This is a genomic window from Streptomyces tuirus (assembly GCF_014701095.1).
GTDB classification, from domain to species: domain Bacteria; phylum Actinomycetota; class Actinomycetes; order Streptomycetales; family Streptomycetaceae; genus Streptomyces; species Streptomyces tuirus.
Genome location: NZ_AP023439.1, coordinates 7,420,005 through 7,441,683 on the forward strand (window position 1 = coordinate 7,420,005; position 21,679 = coordinate 7,441,683).

Annotated in this window: 18 protein-coding genes and 1 pseudogene; 11 read left to right on the top strand and 8 right to left on the bottom strand. The window is 70.1% G+C overall.

The features are described 5' to 3' along the window. Window positions 1-217: 217 nt before the first annotated feature. From IGS69_RS33740 to IGS69_RS34910, 3 genes are all read right to left on the bottom strand, one after another. Window positions 218-2,530 (bottom strand): FdhF/YdeP family oxidoreductase, encoded by a 2,313-nt coding sequence (locus IGS69_RS33740; protein ID WP_190904232.1) that lies wholly within the window; start codon window positions 2,528-2,530, stop codon window positions 218-220. A 50-nt stretch (window positions 2,531-2,580) separates the two neighbouring features. Beyond that, the gene (locus tag IGS69_RS33745; protein WP_190904233.1) at window positions 2,581-3,201 is read right to left on the bottom strand and encodes an SRPBCC family protein; all 621 of its coding nucleotides are present in this window, start codon (window positions 3,199-3,201) and stop codon (window positions 2,581-2,583) included. A gap of 297 nt (window positions 3,202-3,498) precedes the next feature. Beyond that, window positions 3,499-3,879: an AbgT family transporter gene (locus IGS69_RS34910; protein ID WP_269783199.1), complete on the bottom strand. Its 381-nt coding sequence runs from the start codon at window positions 3,877-3,879 to the stop codon at window positions 3,499-3,501. A gap of 394 nt (window positions 3,880-4,273) precedes the next feature. On the opposite strand from IGS69_RS34910, the gene IGS69_RS33755 reads away from it, so the two are divergent. Beyond that, window positions 4,274-6,037 carry a hydroxysqualene dehydroxylase gene (locus IGS69_RS33755; protein ID WP_190904234.1) on the top strand — a complete coding sequence of 588 codons (1,764 nt, stop codon included), beginning with the start codon at window positions 4,274-4,276 and terminating at the stop codon, window positions 6,035-6,037. A 323-nt stretch (window positions 6,038-6,360) separates the two neighbouring features. Continuing rightward, on the top strand, window positions 6,361-8,634 hold the full coding sequence (locus tag IGS69_RS33760; protein WP_190904235.1) for a catalase: 2,274 nt from the start codon (window positions 6,361-6,363) through the stop codon (window positions 8,632-8,634). Between the two features lie 316 nt (window positions 8,635-8,950). On the opposite strand, the gene IGS69_RS33765 is transcribed toward IGS69_RS33760, so the two are convergent. Continuing rightward, window positions 8,951-9,313: a hypothetical protein gene (locus tag IGS69_RS33765; RefSeq protein WP_190904236.1), complete on the bottom strand. Its 363-nt coding sequence runs from the start codon at window positions 9,311-9,313 to the stop codon at window positions 8,951-8,953. A 29-nt stretch (window positions 9,314-9,342) separates the two neighbouring features. Beyond that, window positions 9,343-10,002, bottom strand: a complete 660-nt coding sequence (locus tag IGS69_RS33770; protein ID WP_190904237.1) for a hypothetical protein — start codon at window positions 10,000-10,002, stop codon at window positions 9,343-9,345. A gap of 841 nt (window positions 10,003-10,843) precedes the next feature. Between IGS69_RS33770 and IGS69_RS33775 the strand changes: the two genes are divergently transcribed. Continuing rightward, window positions 10,844-11,206, top strand: a complete 363-nt coding sequence (locus IGS69_RS33775) for a DUF5335 family protein (RefSeq protein WP_190904238.1) — start codon at window positions 10,844-10,846, stop codon at window positions 11,204-11,206. Window positions 11,207-11,492: 286 nt separating this feature from the next. After that, window positions 11,493-12,440: a phosphotransferase family protein gene (locus IGS69_RS33780; protein WP_190904239.1), complete on the top strand. Its 948-nt coding sequence runs from the start codon at window positions 11,493-11,495 to the stop codon at window positions 12,438-12,440. 66 nt (window positions 12,441-12,506) lie between these two features. Here IGS69_RS33780 and IGS69_RS33785 read toward each other — a convergent pair whose 3' ends face one another. The 3 genes and pseudogenes from IGS69_RS33785 to IGS69_RS33795 all read right to left on the bottom strand — a co-directional run. Beyond that, window positions 12,507-13,055, bottom strand: a complete 549-nt coding sequence (locus IGS69_RS33785) for a hypothetical protein (protein ID WP_190904240.1) — start codon at window positions 13,053-13,055, stop codon at window positions 12,507-12,509. Between the two features lie 149 nt (window positions 13,056-13,204). Next, window positions 13,205-14,047, bottom strand: coding sequence for an alpha/beta fold hydrolase (locus IGS69_RS33790; RefSeq protein ID WP_190904241.1), 843 nt, complete (start codon window positions 14,045-14,047; stop codon window positions 13,205-13,207). 28 nt (window positions 14,048-14,075) lie between these two features. Then, window positions 14,076-14,189: pseudogene (locus IGS69_RS33795) on the bottom strand (dihydrofolate reductase family protein); the annotation flags it as partial. Between the two features lie 503 nt (window positions 14,190-14,692). Between IGS69_RS33795 and IGS69_RS33800 the strand changes: the two are divergent. The 7 genes from IGS69_RS33800 to IGS69_RS33830 all read left to right on the top strand — a co-directional run bounded on the left by IGS69_RS33800 (window position 14,693) and on the right by IGS69_RS33830 (window position 21,659). Then, window positions 14,693-15,562, top strand: a complete 870-nt coding sequence (locus tag IGS69_RS33800) for a glutathione S-transferase C-terminal domain-containing protein (RefSeq protein ID WP_190904242.1) — start codon at window positions 14,693-14,695, stop codon at window positions 15,560-15,562. Window positions 15,563-15,759: 197 nt separating this feature from the next. Next, window positions 15,760-16,587 carry an SAM-dependent methyltransferase gene (locus IGS69_RS33805; protein WP_190904243.1) on the top strand — a complete coding sequence of 276 codons (828 nt, stop codon included), beginning with the start codon at window positions 15,760-15,762 and terminating at the stop codon, window positions 16,585-16,587. 315 nt (window positions 16,588-16,902) lie between these two features. Beyond that, window positions 16,903-17,988, top strand: coding sequence for an S-(hydroxymethyl)mycothiol dehydrogenase (locus IGS69_RS33810; protein ID WP_190904244.1), 1,086 nt, complete (start codon window positions 16,903-16,905; stop codon window positions 17,986-17,988). Continuing rightward, complete coding sequence (locus IGS69_RS33815) at window positions 17,988-18,623, top strand: MBL fold metallo-hydrolase (RefSeq protein ID WP_190904245.1); 636 nt, start codon at window positions 17,988-17,990, stop codon at window positions 18,621-18,623. Before IGS69_RS33810 ends, IGS69_RS33815 begins: the two co-directional genes overlap by 1 nt. A 287-nt stretch (window positions 18,624-18,910) precedes the next feature. After that, complete coding sequence (locus tag IGS69_RS33820) at window positions 18,911-19,273, top strand: bifunctional 3-phenylpropionate/cinnamic acid dioxygenase ferredoxin subunit (RefSeq protein ID WP_190904246.1); 363 nt, start codon at window positions 18,911-18,913, stop codon at window positions 19,271-19,273. Then, a complete protein-coding gene (locus tag IGS69_RS33825) occupies window positions 19,270-20,433 on the top strand; it encodes an NAD(P)/FAD-dependent oxidoreductase (RefSeq protein WP_190904247.1) in 1,164 nt (387 codons plus the stop codon). The genes IGS69_RS33820 and IGS69_RS33825 overlap by 4 nt, the downstream gene beginning before the upstream one ends. Window positions 20,434-20,528: 95 nt before the next feature. Beyond that, complete coding sequence (locus IGS69_RS33830; RefSeq protein WP_190904248.1) at window positions 20,529-21,659, top strand: aromatic ring-hydroxylating oxygenase subunit alpha; 1,131 nt, start codon at window positions 20,529-20,531, stop codon at window positions 21,657-21,659. Window positions 21,660-21,679 lie beyond the last annotated feature (20 nt).

Below are 21,679 nucleotides of genomic sequence, written 5' to 3' on the forward strand. Positions count from 1 at the left end.
CGTCCACGAGGGCCGGGCCGGGGCCGTCACGTAAGAGGCGTTTTGTTCCGCCCGCGCTGTGAGAGGAACGGACCGGTCGTGTGGTTGTCCGGAGGAGGAAAGGGGGTGAAGGGTTGGCCGGATGCCGTCGTGGTGACGAGATCCGGCCGTTGGTGCGAGCACGCCTCATCCGAGGGCAGCTCGCTGTCGTCGCGCCCTCTCGGGATCGTGCCGTTGCTCAGGCGTGTGTCTGGCGTGCCCGGTCGGAGGTGGGTTCGAGGCGGACGATGATGCCCTTGGACGTGGGCTGGTTGCTGATGTCGGCGGTGCTGTCCAGCGGCACCAGGACGTTGGTCTCGGGGTAGTAGGCGGCGGCCGAGCCCTTGGCGGCCGGGTAGGACACGACCTCGAAGTTCTCGGCACGGCGCTCGATGCCGTCCGTCCAGACGCTCACCAGGTCGACCCGGTCGCCCTGGGCGAGGCCGAGTTCGGTCAGGTCGGCCGGGTTGACGAGCACGACGTGGCGGCTGCCGTGGATGCCGCGGTAGCGGTCGTTGTCGGTGTAAGGGATGGTGTTCCACTGGTCGTGCGAGCGCAGCGTCTGCAGCAGCAGGTGTCCCTCGGGCGCCTGCGGGACCACGCGCTCGTTGCAGGTGAACAGGGCTTTGCCGACCGCGTTGTGGAAGACGCCCTCGTTGACCGGGTTGGGCAGCTGGAAGCCCCCGGGACGGGTCACCCGCGCGTTGAAGTCGTGGAAACCCGGCACGACGCGCGAGATACGGTCGCGGATGGTGCCGTAGTCGCCCTCGAACTCGTCCCAGGGGATCTCCGCCTTGCCGTCCAGGGTGCGGCGGGCGAGCCGGCACAGGATGGCGACCTCGCTGAGGAGCACGGGTGAGGCCGGCTCCAGGCGGCCCCGGGAGGTGTGCACCTCGCTCATGGAGTTCTCGACGGTGACGAACTGCTCGCCGTCGGCCTGGACATCACGCTCGGTGCGCCCCAGGGTCGGCAGGATCAGCGCGGTGTCGCCGCACACGGTGTGCGAGCGGTTGAGCTTGGTGGAGATGTGGGCGGTCAGCCGGCACGAGCGCATCGCCTCCTTGGTGACCTCGCTGTCGGGAGCGGCGCGGACGAAGTTGCCGGCCAGCGCGAGGAAGACCTTGACGCGCCCTTCGCGCATCGCCCTGATGGAGTTCACCGAGTCCAGGCCGTGCGGGCGCGGCGGGTCGAAGCCGAACTCCTCCTGCAGGGCGTCGAGGAAGGCGTCGGGCATCTGCTCCCAGATGCCCATGGTGCGGTCACCCTGCACGTTGCTGTGGCCGCGCACCGGGCAGGCGCCGGTACCGGCACGCCCCAGATTGCCGCGCAGCATCAGGAAGTTGACGATCTCCCGGACGGTGGGCACGCCGTGCTTGTGCTGGGTGATGCCCATGGCCCAGCAGACGACGACGCGTTCGCTCTTCAGGACGTCGTCCCGGACCTTCTCGATCTCCTCGCGCGTCAGCCCGGTCGCCTTGTGCACGTCGTCCCAGTCGACGGTGCGGGCGTGCCGGGCGAACTCCTCGAAGCCGGTGGTGTGGGCGTCGATGAAGTCGTGGTCCAGGACGGTGCCGGGCCGGGCGTCCTCCGCTTCCAGCAGAAGGCGGTTGAGGGCCTGGAACAGGGCGAGGTCGCCGCCGGGCTTGATGTGCAGGAAGCGGTCGGCGATCTGGGTGCCTCGTCCGACGATCCCGCTCGGCTTCTGCGGGTTCTTGAAGCGCCTCAGCCCGGCCTCCGGCAGCGGGTTGACCGCCACGATCCGGCCGCCGCCCCGCTTGGCCTCCTCCAGGGCGGAGAGCTGGCGCGGGTGGTTGCTGCCGGGGTTCTGCCCCACCAGGAAGATCAGGTCGGCGTGGTGGAGGTCGTCGAGGCTGACCGTGCCCTTGCCGGTGCCGAGGGTCTCGGCGAGAGCGAAGCCGCTGGACTCGTGGCACATGTTGCTGCAGTCGGGCAGGTTGTTGGTGCCGAAGGCGCGGGCGAAGAGCTGCAGGACGAAGGCGGCTTCGTTGCTGGCGCGGCCGGAGGTGTAGAAGACAGCCTCGTCGGGGGAGTCCAGCGCCTTCAGCTCCTGTGCGAGGACGCCCAGGGCGTCGTACCAGCCGATGGGCTCGTAGTGCTCCGAGCCGGGCCGCTTGATCATCGGCTCGGTGAGCCGGCCCTGCTGGTTGAGCCACATGTCGGACCGTGTGGCGAGGTCGCGGACGCTGTGCTCACGGAAGAAGTCGGCGGTGACCCGGCGCGTGGTGGCCTCGTCGTTGATGTGCTTGGCGCCGTTCTCGCAGTACTCGTTGCGATGGCGTTGGCCGGGGGCCGGGTCCGCCCATGCACAGCCGGGGCAGTCGACGCCGCCCACCTGGTTCATCGTCAGAAGGTCCACCCCGGTCTTGCGCGGGGAGGTCTGGGCCAGGGAGTACTCCAGCGCGTGCACGACCGCGGGGACTCCGGCCGCCCACTTCTTCGGCGGTGTCACGGAGAGGGTGGTCTCCGGCTCCTCGGCGGGCGGGTTCTGCATCGGTTGGCCTTTCTCTTGCGGTGTCCGGTGTCCGGTGTCCTGTGTGCCGGTCAGCCGACGGGCCACTGGGGCACGCGGCTCCTGGGCGGTTCCGGGTGAGCGTGCTGCACGCGGCCGTTGCGGATGGTGCCGCGCCAGGCCCCACCCTCCTGCCCCACTGCCTCGATGAACTGCTTGAAGTTCACGAGTGCGCCCCGGACCAGCCGGGCGGTCAGCTGTGCGGCCCAGGGCGAGCGGGTGAGGATCCTGGCGGCGCCCCGCGGTTCCAGGAGCATCCGGACCGTGATCGCGGTGCCGCCGGAGTGCGTCGGCCTGAACTCGACCTCGCCCTGGTGGGAGGGGTCCTGCTCCAAGCCGCGCCAGGCCAGGTAGGCGTCGGGGTCCTGCTCCACGATCTCGACCGTGAAGCGGTGGCGCAGGGGCCCGTAGCCCATGGTCCACGCGGTGACGGTGGGCTTGATCTGCTCCACGCCGTGCACCACGGTCGCGAAGCGCGGGAAGGTCTTGAACTGCGTCCACTGGTTGTACGCGGTCCGCACCGGGACCGCGACCTCCACCGTCTCCTCTACGTGCCGCTCCCGCAGCGGACGGCGACGCTGGACGCCGTCACCGCCGGTGCGCTTCCCCGGCGGGTTGGGCACGGCTTGCTGGGCCTCGTCGTGGTGCGCCATCGTGGTCTCTCTTCCGGTGAGGGAGCCGGGCGTCCGAGCAACCGGCCTGGCCTCGTGTGTGAGGGCTTTTCTACCGGTTCCCCCATCGTGCCGTCCGAGTCACTCCGGTGGCCCGTACGCCACGCGTTCGGAGTGCCGGCTCCACCACTCGTGGACACCAAGGCATCGAACACCTGTCAGATCCGCGGCCGCGGCCAGCCGAAAGCGGCCCGGGCGAGACGCGGCTGGTCCGCCGCCAGGTCTGCCCGCGGACCAGCGACACCGCATGTCGCACGCAGGGTCACGGGCCGGGGCGGTTCACCCTGCCACGGTCGCCAGCACGTCGTGTCCCAGTCGCCGGACGACGTCGGTGGCGAGCCGGTGACGCACGCACCAGCTCAGCAGCCGGTCCCGCAGCTCCAGCGGGGCCGCCGCCCACACCACCAGCATGATCACGGCGACGGGCAGGGTGAAGGGGATCGGGGTACCGATGCCCGCCTTGCGGCGCAGTGTCTGCAGATAGCCGACGCAGAGCATGAACGACGTGCTCATCGGGGTGATGGGGTTCGTGCAGGAGTCGGCGATGCCGTAGAGCGCCATGGTCATGGCCGGACTGGTGCCGAGCGCGCAGAGGGGGCATTGCGTCGCCCTACCTGAATGCAGCGCTGCTTCGTCAGTCTTGCCCTCGCTGCCCGGCACGACCCTCAAAATCCCGGCGGACTGCCGCGCCTTCGTCCTCGGTCAGCCCACCCCGGTCGGGAAATTCCAGAACACTGCCACAGTGGCTGCACAGCTTCCCGTCCTCGGCGGGTGTGCCGCATGCCTTGCAGAACCGATTGCCCTTCGCGTCCTCAATGCCCTGAGTCATGACTCTCCGGATGTAGCCAGGCTGGTGGTTTTGAGTGCGGGGGTACCCACGGCATTGCAGTCGATGCCGCCCGACGTCCTGCTGGAGAGGTGCCAACCCCTCTCATGTGCCACCGCCAGCCGCCAAGTGACGTGGCATCAGGCCAAGTTGCGTCGGCTGCCTTCCGGGATCGTTGTCTCGCCCATATTCTCGTGCGCCCAGCGTTACCAACGGTAAGGGGTGGCGATGAGCGGCACCACGCGCAGAGGGTTCCTGGGCACTGCCGCGGCCGCCGGTGGCGGAGCAGCCCTCGGAATCCCAGAACGGGCCTCGGCCGCGAACGGCTCCACGCCGCAGTCCGTGGCGGTCCTGGGCGGCGGCGTCGCCGGCCTCACGGCCGCTCACGAACTCGCCGAGCGCGGCTTCCGGGTCACGGTCTTCGAACGCAAGGCACTGGGCGGCAAGGCCCGCAGCATGGACGTGCCGAACAGTGCCACCGGCGGCCGACGCCCCCTGCCGGGCGAGCACGGCTTCCGCTTCATCCCCGGCATCTACCACAACCTGCCCGACACGATGCGGCGCATCCCTTTCCCCGGCAACCCGGGCGGCGTCCACGACAACCTCGTCGCCCCGAAGGAGATGCTGTTCGCCAGGTCGGGCGGCCGTGAAGACATCCGGATCCCGCTGCCCTGGCCCGACAACCCCCCGGCCGAACTCACCCCCGACGACATCCGCCGCGCCCTCACCGCCGTTCTGGACACGGCCTTCAACCTCCCCCTCCACGAGGCCCTGTACTTCGCCAACCGTCTCCTGGTCTTCCTCACCAGCTGCGACCAGCGCCGCGACACCGTATGGGAGCGCACGCCCTGGTGGGACTTCGTGCGGGCCGGACGGATGTCCTACGACTACCAGCGCGTCCTTGCCGTCGGCATCACCCGCAACATCGTGGCCACCAAGGCGGAAGAGGCCAGCACCCGCACGGTCGGCACGCTGCTGGAGGCCTTCGCCTTCAACCTCCTCGGGCGGGGCGCGGACGGACCACTGGACCGGATCCTCAACGCGCCCACCAACGAGGCATGGATCGACCCCTGGGTGACCTACCTGAAGTCACTCGGGGTCGAGTTCCACGTCGGCTGGACCGCACGGGACCTCACCCTGGACGCGGGTGCGATCGCAGGAGCCGTCGTGGAGGACCCCTCAGGCGTCCGCCGAACCGTCACCGCCGACCACTACATCTCGGCGATGCCCGTCGAGCACGCCCGCCGCACATGGAACTCCGCCGTCCGCGCAGCCGACCCCCAGCTGGCCGAGTGCGACCGGCTGGAGACGGACTGGATGACGGGCATCCAGTTCTACCTGACCGAACGCACACCGATCGTGCACGGCCATCTCGACCTCATCGACTCGCCCTGGTCGCTGACCGCGATCGCCCAGGCCCAGCACTGGCCCGGCCGCTGCTTCCCGGCCGACTACGGCGACGGCACGGTCGCGGACTGCCTGTCCGTGGACGTCTCCGAGTGGGACCGCCCGGGCATCCTGTACGGCAAGACGGCCAAGCAATGCACCCGTGCCGAAGTCGCACGCGAAGTGTGGGCACAGCTCAAGGCATCGCTCAACGACAGCGGCCGTACGGTCCTGAAGGACTCGGTGCTGCACTCCTGGTTCCTCGACCCCGCCGTCGACGGCCTCGGCACGCCGCATCCCGTCAACGACGAACAGCTGCTCATCCACCCGGTGGGCACCTTCCACCACCGTCCGCGGTCGGCCACGAAGATCCCCAACCTCTTCCTGGCCGGCGACTACGTGGCCGTGCCCATCGACCTCGCCACCATGGAAGGCGCCAACTCCTCGGCCCGGCAGGCCGTCAACGCCCTGCTGGACCGCTCCGGTTCCACCGCACCACGCTGCACCGTGACCCCCCTGTACCGGGCCCCCGAGCTGGAGCCCTTCCGACGCCACGACCGCACCCGCTACCTCCTCGGACTGCCGAACGCGTTCGACATCGGCTGACCGCTGGGGAGTTGTACCGACGTCCAAGAACGAACATCACCATGTTCGGAGCGACGCCCGGGCCTCCCCACTCACGCGGCACGCGCCCGCTTCGCACAGCAGTGGAATGACCGCCGGGCCCACCTGCATGACGGTGCCTTCACCCCCTTGACACCCGCCGGGTGCGAAGGGGGCGGCCGCGTGTAATCGTCGATGACCTGCCTGGAAAGCCCGACCGGTGATTAGTACGGCACAGCCGGGTACCCGGCGCCGGATCATACGGCACCCCCCATGCACATGGCCTGAGCCGGCCGTGGCCGGTCAGACGCGGAGGAACGATAGCGATGAGCCAGCCCAACCCCCTCAAGCGGGCGGCGGACAAGGTCACCGAAGCCATCCAGGGCGTCGGACAACCGGAGGAGGGGATCCCGGGCAAGCCGGCCCCGGAATCCCCCAGTGTCGCGGAACCCACGGAACCGCGTGAGCCGCTGCCTCCGAAGCCCGATCAGAGCGGCCCCGACACCATGTCACCCACGGGGCAGCCCACCGGCGCGGCGCAGGCACGCATGGCCCAGTCCGGCGCCTACCTCACCGATGCTCAGGGCACGCGCCTGTACGACACCGATCACTCGCTCAAGGCGGGCCCGCGCGGGCCGGTCCTGCTCCAGGACCACCACCTGCGCGAGAAGATCATGCACTTCGACCACGAGCGCATCCCGGAGCGGGTCGTGCACGCCCGTGGCGCGGCGGCGCACGGCGTGTTCAAGAGCTACGGCACCGCGGCCGCCGTGTCGAAGGCGGCGTTCCTGGCGCCGGGCGCGGAGACGCCGGTGTTCGTGCGCTTCTCCACGGTGCTGGGCTCCCGGGGTTCCGCCGACACGGTGCGGGACACCCGCGGGTTCGCGACCAAGTTCTACACCGAAGAGGGCGTCTTCGACCTGGTCGGCAACAACATCCCGGTCTTCTTCATCCAGGACGCCATCAAGTTCCCGGACGTCATCCACGCCGGCAAACCGCACCCGGACCGGGAGATCCCGCAGGCCCAGAGCGCGCACGACACCTTCTGGGACTTCGTCACGCTGCACACCGAGGCCACGCACCACACCCTGTGGAACATGTCCGACCGGGGCATCCCGCGCTCGTACCGGATGATGGAAGGCTTCGGCGTCCACACCTTCCGGCTGGTGGCGGCCGACGGTTCCACGACGCTGGTGAAGTTCCACTGGAAGCCCAAGCTCGGTGTGCACTCCCTGGTGTGGGAGGAGGCGCAGATCGCAGGAGGCGTGGACCCGGACTTCCACCGCCGTGACCTCGCCGACGCCATCGAGGCGGGTGCCTACCCGGAGTGGGAGCTGGGCATCCAGACCTTCCCCGACACCCCCGACCAGACCTTCGAGGGTATCGACCTGCTCGACGCGACCAACCTCGTCCCCGAGGAGCTCGCCCCCGTCCAGCCGATCGGGCTGCTGACGCTCAACCGCAACCCGTCGAACTACTTCGCCGAGACCGAGCAGGTCGCCTTCCATGTCGGTCACCTCGTGCCCGGCATCGACATCACCGACGACCCGCTGCTCGCCGGACGGCTGTTCTCCTACCTGGACACCCAGATCACCCGGCTGGCCGGCCCGAACTTCTCGCAGATCCCCATCAACCGGCCGCACTCGCCGGTCAACGACATGCTGCGGGACGGCTTCCACCAGGACGCCGTCCACCGGGGTGTGGCACCGTACCGGCCCAACTCGCTCGACGGCGGCTGCCCGTTCCTGGCCGGGGCGGACACCGGGGCGTACATCGAGACGCCGGTACGGGTGCCGGAGGCGACGAAGGTCCGTGAGGCTCCCGAGTCGTTCTCCGACCACTTCAGCCAGCCGCGCCGGTTCTGGCTGAGCATGAGTGCGGTGGAGCGGGAACACATCATCGCCGCCTACACCTTCGAGCTCGGCAAGTGCTACGAACAGGCCATCAAGGAACGGGCCTTGCAGGTGCTGGCCAACATCGACGCCGAGCTGTGCGCGAGCGTCGCCGAGGGTCTCGGACTGCCGGCGCCCGAGCCGACCGTGCCGCTCGCCGAGGTCGAACCGAGCCCCGCGCTGTCCCAGGTCGGGCAGTCCTGGCCCACGGACGGCCGCCTCATCGGCATCGTCACCGGCCCGGACGGGGACCTGGACGCCGTGCGCGCGGTGCGCGAGGCAGTGCTCGGCGCGGACATGGTGCCGCTGATCATCGCCCCCACGGGCGGCAAGCTCGGCACCGGTGACGACGCGGTCACCGTCCAGCGGACGTTCGTGACCGCCCGGTCCATCGAGTTCGACGCCCTGCTGGTGGCCGGGGCACCTGCCCCCGGCAGCGATGCCTACGGCTCCCGCGACGCCAAGGCCCAGCCGGCCGGTGCGCCCGGGGCGGTCGACCCGAGGGTGAGCCTGCTGCTGTCGGAGATGTTCCGTCACGGCAAGGCCATCGGCGCCTGGGCGGGCGGCGACGCGGCGCTTCAAGCGGCCGGCATCCCCGCGGACGCGCCGGGCGTCGTGGTCGGACAGGACGGCACCTCGGTGCTGGAACAGGTACGTGAGCTGATGTCCAAGCACCGCGCGTGGGAACGGTTCGCCACGAGCGCCTGAGCGGCCGGCCGCCGTCCACACAGCGGCCAGGGCTGCTGCCCCCTAACGGGGCAGCAGCCTCTCGCTCCGTACTCGCCGGCCCGGCGGCGGTGACGGTGATGGTCTGCCGGACCGGCGGTCCGGAAGCGCCCCGGTGGCCCGCGGCCAGGATGCGCGGCGGCTCGCGCGGCGGCCGCTGGGTGGCGTTGGTGCGGCGGCGGTCCGTGCCGGACGGTGGGGTCGTCGTGCGTCTCCGGCGGCAGTGGCGGTCAGGGCGTCGGTCGTGGGCCGATGCCTCGGCCGGAGGCCGGGTGAGGGTGCACCGTTTTCGGCGCTGTCACCGGTTCCCGGCCCCCCTGCCCTCCAGCAGTCCGTGCAGGTGCGCGGCGGCGTTCTGGATGTCCACGTATTTCTGCTGTCCGGCGCGTACCTCGGCGGAGAGCACACCACAGCGGTGGACACGATGGAAATCGCCGTAGGGGAACTTGTACCGGCCCTTCGTCTCGTTTCCCATCTCGTCGTCGATGCCCAGGTACCACCTGGCGTACTCGGCGAATCCGTGCTCCTCGAGGTAGGCGTTCTCGTCCGCTGCCGAAGGCCGGTGCTCGCTCCACTCGTCCCGGTCGTCCAGCACGATCCGCCCCTCTTCGGTCAGCTTCTTTGCGTGGGCGAACGCCGCCGCGTTCAGTTTCACCGTCATGCCGTTTACCGCCGTATCTACTGTCGTGCTCAGATGTCGGCTGCCGCAGACTGGATGTCCTGCCGCGCCTGCCTCATCAGCTCGTCCAAGTCGCCGACCTCAGGGGCGAGTTCCCGTGCGCGCGGCCCGATCTGCTGCAGCCATGCCGCAGTGGCCAGGGCCAGATCGGCGGCCTCCCGGGTCCGCTCCTCGCCGAGCAGTTTCTCGACCTTGAAAGCAATGCTCGCGAGCGTGTCGTCATCGGTGACCGGCACCAGGTAGGACTCCAGGCCCGGCGGATACGGTGTCCGCGCTCGGTACTCACGCATCGCGGTCACGACCCCGGGCACCGCGCTGTACTGGTCGAGGAGGCCCATGAAGACGTACAGGCGGGCCGTCAGCCGTGGCAGGCCGGGGTGCCGATCCAGCCAGGCCATCAGCTCACGCTGATCACCGAAGTGGGCCATGATCTGCGACATCGCCTGCGCGACCCGGGTGGGCCAGGTCCAGTGGAAGGGCAGCAGCCGCGCCACCTGATGGGCGAGCGCCGCCTCGCTCTCCGCGTCCAGCGTGCCGGCTACGAATTCGGCGACCTGTCTGTGGTCCAGTCCGTAGTCGGTCGGCGTCGCCCGGTCCTGTGAGCTCTGCGACGAGTCGTGGCGCAGACGCAACAGCTGTGTGCCGATCTTGCTCAATGTCCGGTTCCGCATTGTTCCTCCCAGCTCGCGATGCGTTCTTCAGCGTCCGGAGCAGGACCAGCCTGGCGCCGGGTGCCGGACGTCCCAGCCAATTCAGGCGCAGGCTGCCCGCGGCCCCCTGGCCAGGGCCGCGGACCACATCGCCGGTCTGGTGATCCAGTCGCCGCGCGGCCGTGCGGTCGTCGGCGATCCGCCGGTCCCGACCGCGCGGCCTGCCGTACGTCCGCGGGGCGGAGGCGGACCCGTTCGTCCCGGGGCACCCACTCGCCCCGCCGGGCCGCGTCGGCCTGCTCGGCGGTCAGCGGCCTGGCGATGCTCTCCAGGGACTGAGACACGGCCGGTCCAGCCGTACGGGCGAGGGCCGGGCTCGCGCCCAGCGCAACGTCCCGCCATGCGCTGCGCGCGGACGAGCCAGGGGAGCAGGTTCGGCGCTCGATGACAGCGCTCGATGACAGACCCCCGGCGCCTTGAGACGTTGTCCTGTGCAACGGCATTCATGGCCTCAGCTCGAGCTCTGGTCAAACGGTGCACGGGGTGACGGCGGCGCCTTCCCTTTGGCATCTCGCGCAGCTCTCAGTAGACATTCCGCTGCCGGCATCTCTCTTCGTCCGTCCAGTACAAGACGCGAAGTCGCCATTTGATCCTGCAGGCGGAAGCGCCCGGACGGCATACCGGCATGCCCAGCACGCCCGCCCTGGTCGTCGGCGTCCTGGCGGCCCCAGCTGCGGCTTCGGCCGGGCCTCGTCCAGGCAGGTCCAGCATGGCCCGACGGATCGACCTGTCAGGCCGAGGCAGTCGCTCAGAGCCGCGGCTAGCGTCGGGTGAGCAGATCGCCACCGGAGGAGGAACGACGATGGCCGGTACCGAAACGCTCGACCGCAGCACCTGGGAGACCGCCCTCAACCAGATGACCGAGGAACACCAGGGGGAGTTCGTCACCATCGAGGTACTGGACCCGGAGGTCGGGCACCAGTACGAAGCCAACCGGCTGCCCTTCGCCGCCATCGTGTACGACCCGAAGGACGACGTAGTGGCCGTCTCCGTCGGCGGACGATCGCCGCGCTACCCCGTCGTCCTGCGGCACCTGGTGTGGCACCCCAGGGAGATCGACGTCGCCACGCAGGACATTCCCGAGCCGGCGGTCCGGATCGTCGACAAGGACGGCACCGCCACGCTGATCACCTTCTTCCCCAAGGAGTCCGGCACGGAGTCCTGACCCCTGAGGCGCGCCCGCCGCCGGCAGCCGTCGCGGCACCTCGTTCGCCGGGCCGTGATGCGACGCAAGACCCGGGGCTTTCCGTCCGTCCTGCACCAGCACCACCGGGCGGACCCGGTTGCCGGTGCGCGCCCGCCTGCGGGCCGTGGAGCGGACCGCACAGCCCGCCCGGCAACCCTCCGTCACCGCGTGTCGTGCGGCCGAGGGGCCTACCGTGGGAGATGGTCCCGGTGTCGGCCCCGCCGACCGGCCGGTCGTTCATGCCGGGCGCGGAAGGAGGCACGAGATGTCCGATGCGATACGGGACACCACGGCCCGGCGCGTACGACATTTCGTCGACGCCGGATACCCCGACGCCGGGCCCGTCGAGGCGGCGGTGGAGGGAGCCGTCTACCGACTCGGGGACGGAACCGTGGCCAAGGTGTGGGAGCGCCGACAGGGATCCGAGCTGCGGCGGATGCAGCGTTTCTACGCCGATGCCGCGGCGCACCTGCCGTTCGGCGCCCCGGAGATCCTCGCCGTCGAGGACATCGACGGCGTCCCGATGACCGTGGAGCGGGAGCTGACCGGCGAGCCCCTGGCGGGCAAGATCCGCACCGACGACCCGGACGAGGTGCTGCCCGAAGCGGTCGACTGCCTGGTCGGCGTGTTGCGCGCCCTCGCGGACGCCCATGACGTCGACGAGGTCAAGCACCTTCCCGTGCTGGACGAGGAACGCCCGCTGTGGGAAGACCACGCCACCTTCGGATCCGCCCTGGCGGACCTGGTGGACCGGCGGGCCGGCCGGTGCGCGGACCGGCTCTCCACGCAGGTCCGCGACTTCGACGACACACGCGCCCAGCTGCTCCGGAAGCTGCGCTCGCTGCCCCGTACCGACGAGGCGGTCGTCCACGGTGACGTCTTCCCGGAGACCGTGCTGGTGGACGACGACCTGCGGCCGCTCGCCCTCCTGGACTACGGCTTCCTGTCCACGGGCGGGGACCCCCGCTTCGACGCCGCCGTGGCCGCGGCCATCTTCCCGGCGGGCACCGAGCACGCCCAGGAGATCACCCGGCAGCTCACCACGCGGTTCGCCGACGAGTTCGGCTACGAGGCCGACGACCTCCTGCTGTACCAGGCTGCCTATGCGATGGCCACGAGCGACGCCTTCGCGCCGGGCGGCGGAGACGAGCACTTCAACTGGTGCGCCACCGTGCTCGAGGACCCGGCCGTCGCCGAGTCCCTGCACCGGTGAGGCACCGCGGGCAGCCGAAGTCGCTCGACTGGATCTGCGACTTCCGGGTTTTCTCCGCGATGGCTCCTACTTCAATGCCGACTTCAGCGCATTCGCAGCGGGCCCTGAGCTGGTGGAGGGAACCTTCCAACGAAACGCGACGCCGTGGCCGTCGACGTAGACGAGGGTGCCGCCCTTGTCGGCGCTGGTGATGTCGAACGCGACGGTGTTGACCTGGTAGGTGTCGGCCCGCACCGCGGACTTGCCACCGCCGTCGTTGAAGCCGACGGGGGCGACGCCGCGTGCCCCCTCGCTGTTTCCGGCCTTGATGGTCTTCCCGTCAAGCGCCTTCCATCGGAAGCCGCCCTGGCCGGCAGTGGTCGTCACCGACTCCTCGGTCCGATTGCCCGTCTTGAACGTGACCACAGCGAAGAGACCGTGCTCCGGAGCGTCGGTGCCGGCTTTGGCGACGTAGACGATGGTTTCCGGGGTGATCTGCGCGGTGCCCTTCCCGTCGGCCCCGACGGTGTCGGCGGTCTGCCCGAAGCTGAGCGCGGTGCGCGGGCTCGGCTGCGGTTCACTCGTGCCGTCACCCGCAGAACAGGCTGCAAGGCTCAGACACGTTGCGGCGAGCACGGATGCTCCGGCGACATGGCGCATGATCCCCCCGGGACCGACACAGATGCAGTAGGTGTTTGCCGCGACACGCTAGCAAGCCACTGGCACTTCTTTGCCCCGCGGTGCCCAACCCAGCGGCAGCGCGTCCAGCACCCCCCGGCCGTCCTCTATCCGAGCGTGAGCATCGCCTCGGTGACCTCGTCGGCCGCCGTATCGGGGATCACGGTGGCGGCCTCCTCGAGGACGAGCAGCCGTGCCCCGGGGATCTCGCGCGCGATCGCCTCGCCATTGCCGACAGGGAAGAACCGGTTGCGGCGGCCGTGGACGACGAGCGTGGGGACCTCGATCCCGGGCAGGCGCTCGCGCCAGCGCGGCGTGCAGTCGAGCCTGGAGAACACCAAGCCCAACTGGTTGGCCATCTGCACCGGGGCTGCGGTGCCGGGCGTGCGGTCCCAGACGCGTGCGGCGACAGCGCGCGCGGCGACGGGGTCGTCGCCCAGGATTCCCGCGCCGGTGGCGGCGAACTCCGCGACCGCCTCACGGTCGGCCCAGTCGGGCATGGGACGCGCGAACAGCCGGCTCATCGTCGCCCGGTCGTGGTCGGGGAGGTCGTCGTCGGGCGGGCCGGGGGCGACCGGCCGGGTGCCGACGAGGGTGAGTGCCGAGAACGCGCCCGGGTGGTCGAGCGCGGCCACCTGCGCGACCATCCCGCCGACGCCGATGCCCGCGAGGTGCGCCGGCCCGCCGCCGAGCGCGTCGGCGAGGGCCACCGCGTCGGCGGCGAGGTCGCGCAGGGTGTAGGCGGGCGCCTGTGGGTCCGTCGTCGTGGACTCTCCGCTGTCGCGCAGGTCGTAGCGCACCACACGCCGCCCGCCGGCGGCGAGGCGCTCGCACAGCGCGTCGGGCCAGGAGAGCATCGTCGTGCTGCCCGCGAGCAGGACCAGTGGCGCGTCGTCGTCACCGAACGACTCGATACCCAAAGCGATCTGATTGACGTTCACAGTGGTCATCGGATCACCGGCGGACGTCGTAGGTCATGTGCGTGGCCTCGCCGGCGCCGTAGCCGGACGTGTCGTCCCAGCCCGGGCCCGGGTGGAGCCCGGTGGCGAAGCTGTCCAGAGAGACCGAGATGTCAGCGATGATTCGGGTCATGCCGGGGTAGACCCGGCCTGCTGCCGGAACTCATCGCTCACACATGCAGCGGCCCAGCCGACGGGCGCTGTCGAACGCCTGCGTACCAGATGTCCGTTCACCGGGCGGCCCTGATGCCGCTGTAGGCCGCCGGTACCGCTGCCCTTCTCACGTGGTGAGACATTCCGGGGAGGGTGTAACGCGCACCCTTGACGGGGCCTGTTCGCGACACGACACTCCCGTACAGGAAGTCCTAGTGAATCGGTAGGGAAAGATGGGCTGCACTGTGCTGGACCTCGGCCGTCGGGCTGTCCGCATCGTCGTCCGGATGCTGCCCCTGCTGACGTCCCGCCGCCACATCGACCTACTGCGCGTATGCAGTGCGGCGAGTTCCCTGCACGGTGAGCGCGTGTCCATCCGCGCCTGATCCTCACACCGGTACCGCATCACGGCCGTGCCGAAGCCGCCACGAGCCGCCGCCCCCGTATGCCCGTACGTCTGTGACCGAGCACCCAGGGAGACGCATGTCCGCCTCGTTCCCGACAGCCGTGCCGTCCTTCCGGAGCAGGATCGGCTGTGACACGCGCGGCGGCTTCTACGCCGCGCCGCAGCGCTACCGGCTCCACGTCTCGCCATCCTGTCCGCACTGCTTGCAGATCGCCGTCACACACAGCCTGCTCGGCCTCGACCGCGTTCTCCCGGTGGCATGGCTGCCCGCTGTGCCCGACGCTCCGGACGGCGGGTACGCGGCACTGCGCCCGCTGTACGAAGCAAGTGCGCACCAGCATTCAGGACCGGCCCTGGCACCGGTCCTGAGTGACAACTGGACGGGAACGATCGTCAGCACCCACACTCCCGACATCCTGCGGGACCTGGCCCGGCGGTTCGACGGACATGGCCTCGATCTCTACCCTCGCGGTGCCGAGAAGGGCATCGACACCGTCGGGCGGCTCTGCGAGCAGGGCATCACATGGGCCGCCCAGCGTGCCGGGCAGTCCGGTGGGGACGTGGCGGCCCGCGACACCGCGCTGGCCACCTTGCTGCGCACGCTCGATCTGCTGGAGTGGCGTCTCACCTCCCAGGAGTATGCGCTGGGAGATGAACTCACCCTCGCAGACGTTCACTTGTGGGTATCGCTCGTGCAGTTGGACACCGTGCACCGCCATCACCTGGACGTCGCCGCAGTGCACCGGATCACAGGGCACCCCCACGTGTGGGCCTACGCACGGCGGCTGGCGGCGCACCCCGCATTCGGATCTCACCTCGACCTGGACGGCATCGCCCGCAGGCACCACGCCCACTGCCGGGGCATGGAGGCGGCGGGGGCGGCGGTACAGATCGTGGACTGGAAGGCTTACGCGCCTCGCAACGAGTCCGTGCGACATCCCGGCTGACCGCGGCGAACGGATGGCGGACCTGCGGGCGTGATTCGGAGGGACAGTTCGAGGAAGTCCAGGTCGGCGACGTGCCGTCTCCGTTGACGTCGTACATGTAGTCGTGTGTGCGACACCCCCCACCGCGTCATGACCCGGCGCCGTCCGGCCGCCGAAGAACCCAAAACGACGGCACGCGGGCGACTTTGCCGGGGAGAATGACCGTTATGACGTACGAAGGCTCCTCCATCGACCCGGCCAAGCCCAGCATCGCCCGCGTCTACGACTACCTGCTGGGCGGCAAGGACAACTATGCCGTGGACCGTGAGATCGGCGAGGTGTTCAAGCGCGATCTGCCCGGCTCGGTGGCCATCGCCTTCGCCAACCGTGCGGCCCTGACCCGGGCGGTCGGACAGATCGCGAAGACAACGGGCATCCGGCAGTTCATCGACCTGGGCAGTGGCCTGCCGACCGCGGACAATGTCCATCAGGTCGCCCAGCGGCACGCTCCCGAATCGCGCGTCGTCTACGTCGACACCGACGTCCAGGTGCTGGTCCACGGCCGCGCACTGCTGGAGGACAACGACCGGACCCGCGTCATCGGGGTCGATGTGCGTGACCCCGAGGGCATCCGCTCTCACCCCGCCACGCTCGAGATCATCGACTTCGCTCGTCCCGTCGCGGTCATCCTCAGCGCCATCCTTCACCACGTCAACGATGACGAGGACCCGGCCGGCATCGTCCGCTACTGGCGCGACCACGTCCCGTCCGGAAGCTACTTCTTCATCAGCCACTTCCGCTCCGGCGACAACCCGGAGACCGAAGAGGCCGAGAAGGTCCTCCAGCAGACGTTCGGCCGCGGCCGGTGGCGCACGGACGCGGAGATCGCCTCCCTGCTGGACGGCCTGGAGATCCTCGACCCCGGGATCGTCCCCGCGTCCCTGTGGCGTCCTGACGAGACCGACAACCCCTGGACCAGCGCCGAAAGACGAGAGCTCACCGTCTGGGAACACCTCATCGCCGCCGGACTGGCCCGGAAGGTCTAGACGCGGACCGAGCTGCACCGTCACCTCGCGAGCACACGGACGTGCCCGCGAGAGACATCGGCGTGGGCGCCCGCGAGCCTCTTCGTGATGATCGGCCTGTGCGTCTCCCTGCGCGCCGAACCGGCGGACGTCTACGAACCGGCGCGTGAACACGAGCGCGACACCGACGCCGCCGAGCCGCCCCGGTTCCGGCCGGCCTCTTGACCCCCGGTGTCCTCCTCCCCGATGCTCGGTTGCGTATAGCGGTGCGTGTATCTGATAAAGCAACTCATGAAGCAGTGCACCCGCGCGAGTTTCCCGTTTGAGGAGCAGCTCATGGCTCACGAGGTACGTGCTGTCGTCGCCCGGAAGAAGGGCGCCCCGGTTTCCGTCGAGACGATCGTCGTCCCCGATCCCGGTCCGGGTGAGGCGCTGGTCAAGGTCGAGGCGTGCGGCGTCTGCCACACCGACCTCCACTACCGCGAGGGCGGGATCAACGACGAGTTCCCCTTCCTTCTGGGGCACGAGGCGGCCGGCCGTGTGGAGGCGGTGGGGGAGGGGGTCACCGGTGTCGAGCCCGGCGACTTCGTGATCCTCAACTGGCGTGCCGTGTGCGGTCAGTGCCGGGCGTGCAGCAAGGGCAAGCCCTGGTACTGCTTCGCCACCCACAACGCGACGCAGCCGATGACTCTGCTCGACGGCACCCCGCTCTCGCCCGCCCTCGGCATCGGCGCCTTCGCGGAGAAGACACTGGTCGCCGCCGGGCAGTGCACCAAGGTGGACCCGGCCGCCCCGGCGGCCGCGGCCGGGCTGCTCGGATGCGGTGTCATGGCGGGCTTCGGCGCCGCCGTCAACACGGGTGCGGTCGGGCGTGGGGACTCCGTCGCCGTCATCGGCTGCGGCGGAGTCGGCATGGCCGCCGTCGCGGGCGCCCGGCTCGCAGGCGCGTCCAAGGTCATCGCGGTCGACATCGACCAGCGCAAGCTGGAGCGTGCCATGACCATGGGGGCCACCCACACCGTGGACAGCACCAAGGGCGACGTGGTGGAGGCCGTGCGCGAACTCACCTGCGGCTTCGGCGCGGACGTCGTCGTCGAGGCCGTCGGCCGTCCGGAGACGTACCGGCAGGCCTTCTACGCCCGCGACCTGGCCGGCACGGTCGTGCTGGTGGGCGTGCCCACCCCGGAGATGAAGGTGGAACTGCCCCTGCTCGACGTCTTCGGCCGCGGCGGCTCGCTGAAGTCCAGCTGGTACGGCGACTGCCTGCCCTCGCGCGACTTCCCGGCCCTCATCGACCTGTACCTCGGCGGCCGGTTCGACCTCGACGCGTTCGTCACGGAGACCATCGGACTCGGCGACGTGGAGGAGGCCTTCGGGAAGATGCACGGCGGCGACGTACTGCGCTCCGTGGTCGTGCTGTGATGGCCGGCGCGCCCCGCATCGAACACCTCGTCACCAGCGGGACGTTCAGTCTCGACGGCGGCACCTGGGACGTCGACAACAACGTCTGGATCGTCGGTGACGACGACGAGGTGGTCGTCATCGACGCGGCTCACGACTCCGACGCCGTCCTGGAGGCCGTCGGTGACCGCCGTCTGTCGGCCGTTGTGTGCACTCATGCCCACGACGACCATGTGCGCGCCGCACCGGACGTCGCCCTCGCCACCGGCGCGCGCGTCCTGCTGCACGCCGACGACCAGGTGCTCTGGAAGACGGTGCACCCGAACCGACGCCCCGACGCTCCCCTCGCCGACGGCGACGAACTCGTCGTGGCGGGCATCGGGCTGCGCGTCCTCCACACGCCCGGCCACGCACCCGGGGCCGTGTGCCTGTACGCCCCCGACCTCGGGGCACTGTTCAGCGGCGACACGCTGTTCGCGGGAGGCCCCGGCGCGACCGGGCGCTCGTACAGCGACTTCGGCACGATCATCACGTCGATCGGTGACCGGCTGCTGACGCTCCCCGGCGAGACCGTCGTCCACACCGGACACGGCGACACGACCACCATCGAGGCGGAAGCCCCGCACCTGGAGGAGTGGGCCACCCGCGGCTGGTGACACGAGCACCGCCGCACCGGCCGGGGCGGCCGAACGCCCTCGGTCCTCCAAGCTCCGGGCGAGCCCCATGGGCACGACCACCCCGGCCCCCACACCACCGCCGAAGCCCCGCTTCTCAGGCGACCCCAGCTCTGACCTGCGTTTCCCATGGCGCAGGGCGTCTCGCATCACGCAACGAAAATTCGGGTCGTCGAGCGCCCCGTGAACTCCTTGACAAGGGTTTGTGAGCGACCCCAAACTGACGTTGCGTTCACCGCAATCCGTTTCGCTATACGCACCGAGGTGTCATGATGATTCCCGCGTGCCGTCTCGTGGATCTGCCCCGAGGCGAGGCCCACAGGCTCGACATCGACCCGCCGGTCTCGGTGTTCCACACCGAGGACGGCGAACTCTTCGCCATCGACGACACATGCACCCACCAGGACGCCTCGCTCGCCGACGGCTGGCTGGAGGGTCGCGAGGTCGAATGCCCGCTGCACGCCTCGAAGTTCAACCTTGAGACCGGAGCCGTCGACGCCCCGCCGGCCAAGCTCCCGGTGCGCACGCACGAGGTCTTCGTCGAGGACGGCATGATCTACGTCCGGCAGTCCACGGCAGCCCCGAACCTTCCTCCCTGCGTCGCCGCCCGGCTCGCCGGGGGCCTCGCGTGAGGACGGTGGCCGTGGTGGGCGCGTCGCTGGCAGGTCTGTCAGCGGCGCGCTCCTTGCGCAAGCAGGGGTACGACGGACGGCTGGTCGTCATAGGCGACGAGCTCCACCGCCCGTACGACAGGCCGCCGCTGTCCAAGGAGTTCCTGGCCGGCGGCATCGGCGAAGCCGACCTCGCACTGGAGCCGGACGACGAGGACCTGCAAGCGGAGTGGCTGCTCGGAGCCCGCGCCGCCGGACTCGGCACCACCCCCCGGGCCGTGCGGCTCACCGACGGCCGTGAAGTGAGAGCCGACGGCATCGTCATCGCCACCGGTGCCGCCGCCCGGACCCTGCCCGGCATGGACGGCCTGGCCGGTGTGCACACCCTGCGCACCCTGGACGACGCCCGCGCCCTGCGGGACGAACTGGCCGGAGGCGGACGCCTGGTCGTGATCGGCGGCGGCTTCATCGGCGCCGAGGTCGCCTCCACCGCCTGTGCGCTCGGCGTCGACGTGACCATCGTGGAGGCGGCGCCCACACCCCTGGCCGGACCGCTCGGCGCGAGCATGGGAAGCATCGTCTCCGCCCTCCACGCCGACCACGGCGTACGCCTGTTGTGCGGCGTGGGCGTCAAGGGGCTGAGCGGCGAGACCCGCGTCGACGCCGTCCTCATGGAGGACGGCCGCAGCATCCCCGCCGACATCGTCGTCGTGGGGGTCGGGGCGCGCCCCTGCGTCGACTGGCTCGAAGGCTCCGGCGTCGAACTCGACGACGGCGTCAAGTGCGGTGCGGACGGCCGTACCAGCCTGGCCGGGGTGGTCGCGGTAGGCGACTGTGCCTCCTGGTACGACCCGCGGGCGGGCACCCACCGCCGCGTCGAGCACTGGACCGGCGCCCGGGAGCGCCCCGACGCGGCGGTGGCCGCACTGCTGTCCTGGGGCGAGTCCGAACCGGGCGTACCCCGGCCACCGTACTTCTGGTCCGACCAGTACGGAGTGAAGATCCAGTTCGCCGGCTACGCCTCCCGTGCCGACAGCGTGACCATCGAGGAAGGCGCGCCGGACGACCGTAACGTCCTGGCCGTCTACCGGCGTGCCGGGCACCCGGTCGCCGTCCTCGGGATGAACCAGCCCCGGCTGTTCATGCGCTGGCGCAAGCAGCTCGCGGCCCACCCGTCCTGAGAAGGACGCTGCTCCTCCTTGATCCGACGGCGTCCGGTGCAGCCCGTCCCGGCGCGCGCATGCCCGATCCATGACGCTTCTGCGAGGAGTGCCCTGTGACCTCGACCGGCCTGCCGGAAAGTCTCATCGCCACCCTGCCCGGGACCGCCTACACGGATCCCGGCTTCTTCGCCCGGGAGCAGGAGCACATCTTCGAGGCGATGTGGTTCTGCGCCGCGCGCGCCGCCGACCTCGCCGGTCCCGGGGCCTTCCGGACCGTCCAGGTCGGCCGCGAGAGCATCCTCCTCACCCGTGCGCGCGACCAGTCCGTACGCGCCTTCTTCAACGTCTGCCGGCACCGCGGAGCCAAGCTCTGCACGGCGGAGAGCGGCGAGGTCAAGCGCGCCTTCCAATGCCCCTACCACGCCTGGACATACGACCTGACGGGCAAACTCGTCGCGGCGCCCAACCTCACCAAGATGCCCGACGTCAGCCGCACCGAGTACGGTCTGGCAGCCGTGGCGACGCGCGAATGGCTCGGCTATGTCTGGGTGTGCCTTGCCGAGAACCCGCCCCCCTTCGACGAGGTCGTGCAGGACGTGGTCGCGCGTCTCGGCGACACGGAGTCGATCGAGCACTACGGCATCGAGGATCTCGAGGTCGGAAGACGGATCGTCTACGACGTCCGGGCGAACTGGAAGCTCATCGTCGAGAACTTCATGGAGTGCTACCACTGCGCGACGATCCACCCCGAACTCACCGAGGTGCTCCCCGAGTTCGCCGACGGCTACGCCGCCCAGTACTACGTGGGACACGGCGCGGAATTCGGCGCGGACGTCAAGGGCTTCACCGTCGACGGCTCGGAGGGGCTCGACCTCATTCCGGGCGTCACCGAGGACCAGGACCGCCGCTACTACGCGATCACCGTCCGGCCGCAGGTGTTCATCAATCTCGTCCCCGACCATGTGATCTTCCACCGGATGTATCCGCTCGCGGCGGACCGCACCGTCGTCGAGTGCGACTGGCTCTACCTCAAGCACGTCGTCGACAGCGGCAAGCACGTCAGCCGGTCGGTGGAGCTCTTCGACCGGGTCAACCGGCAGGACTTCGACGCGTGCGAGCGCTGTCAGCCCGCGATGAGCTCCCGGCTGTACGCCAAGGGCGGGGTCCTCGTGCCCAGCGAGCACCACATCGGCGAGTTCCACACCTTCGTCCAGGAGCGTCTGGACGCGGGACGGCCACAGTAGCGGCGGCTCCCGGCGGCCCG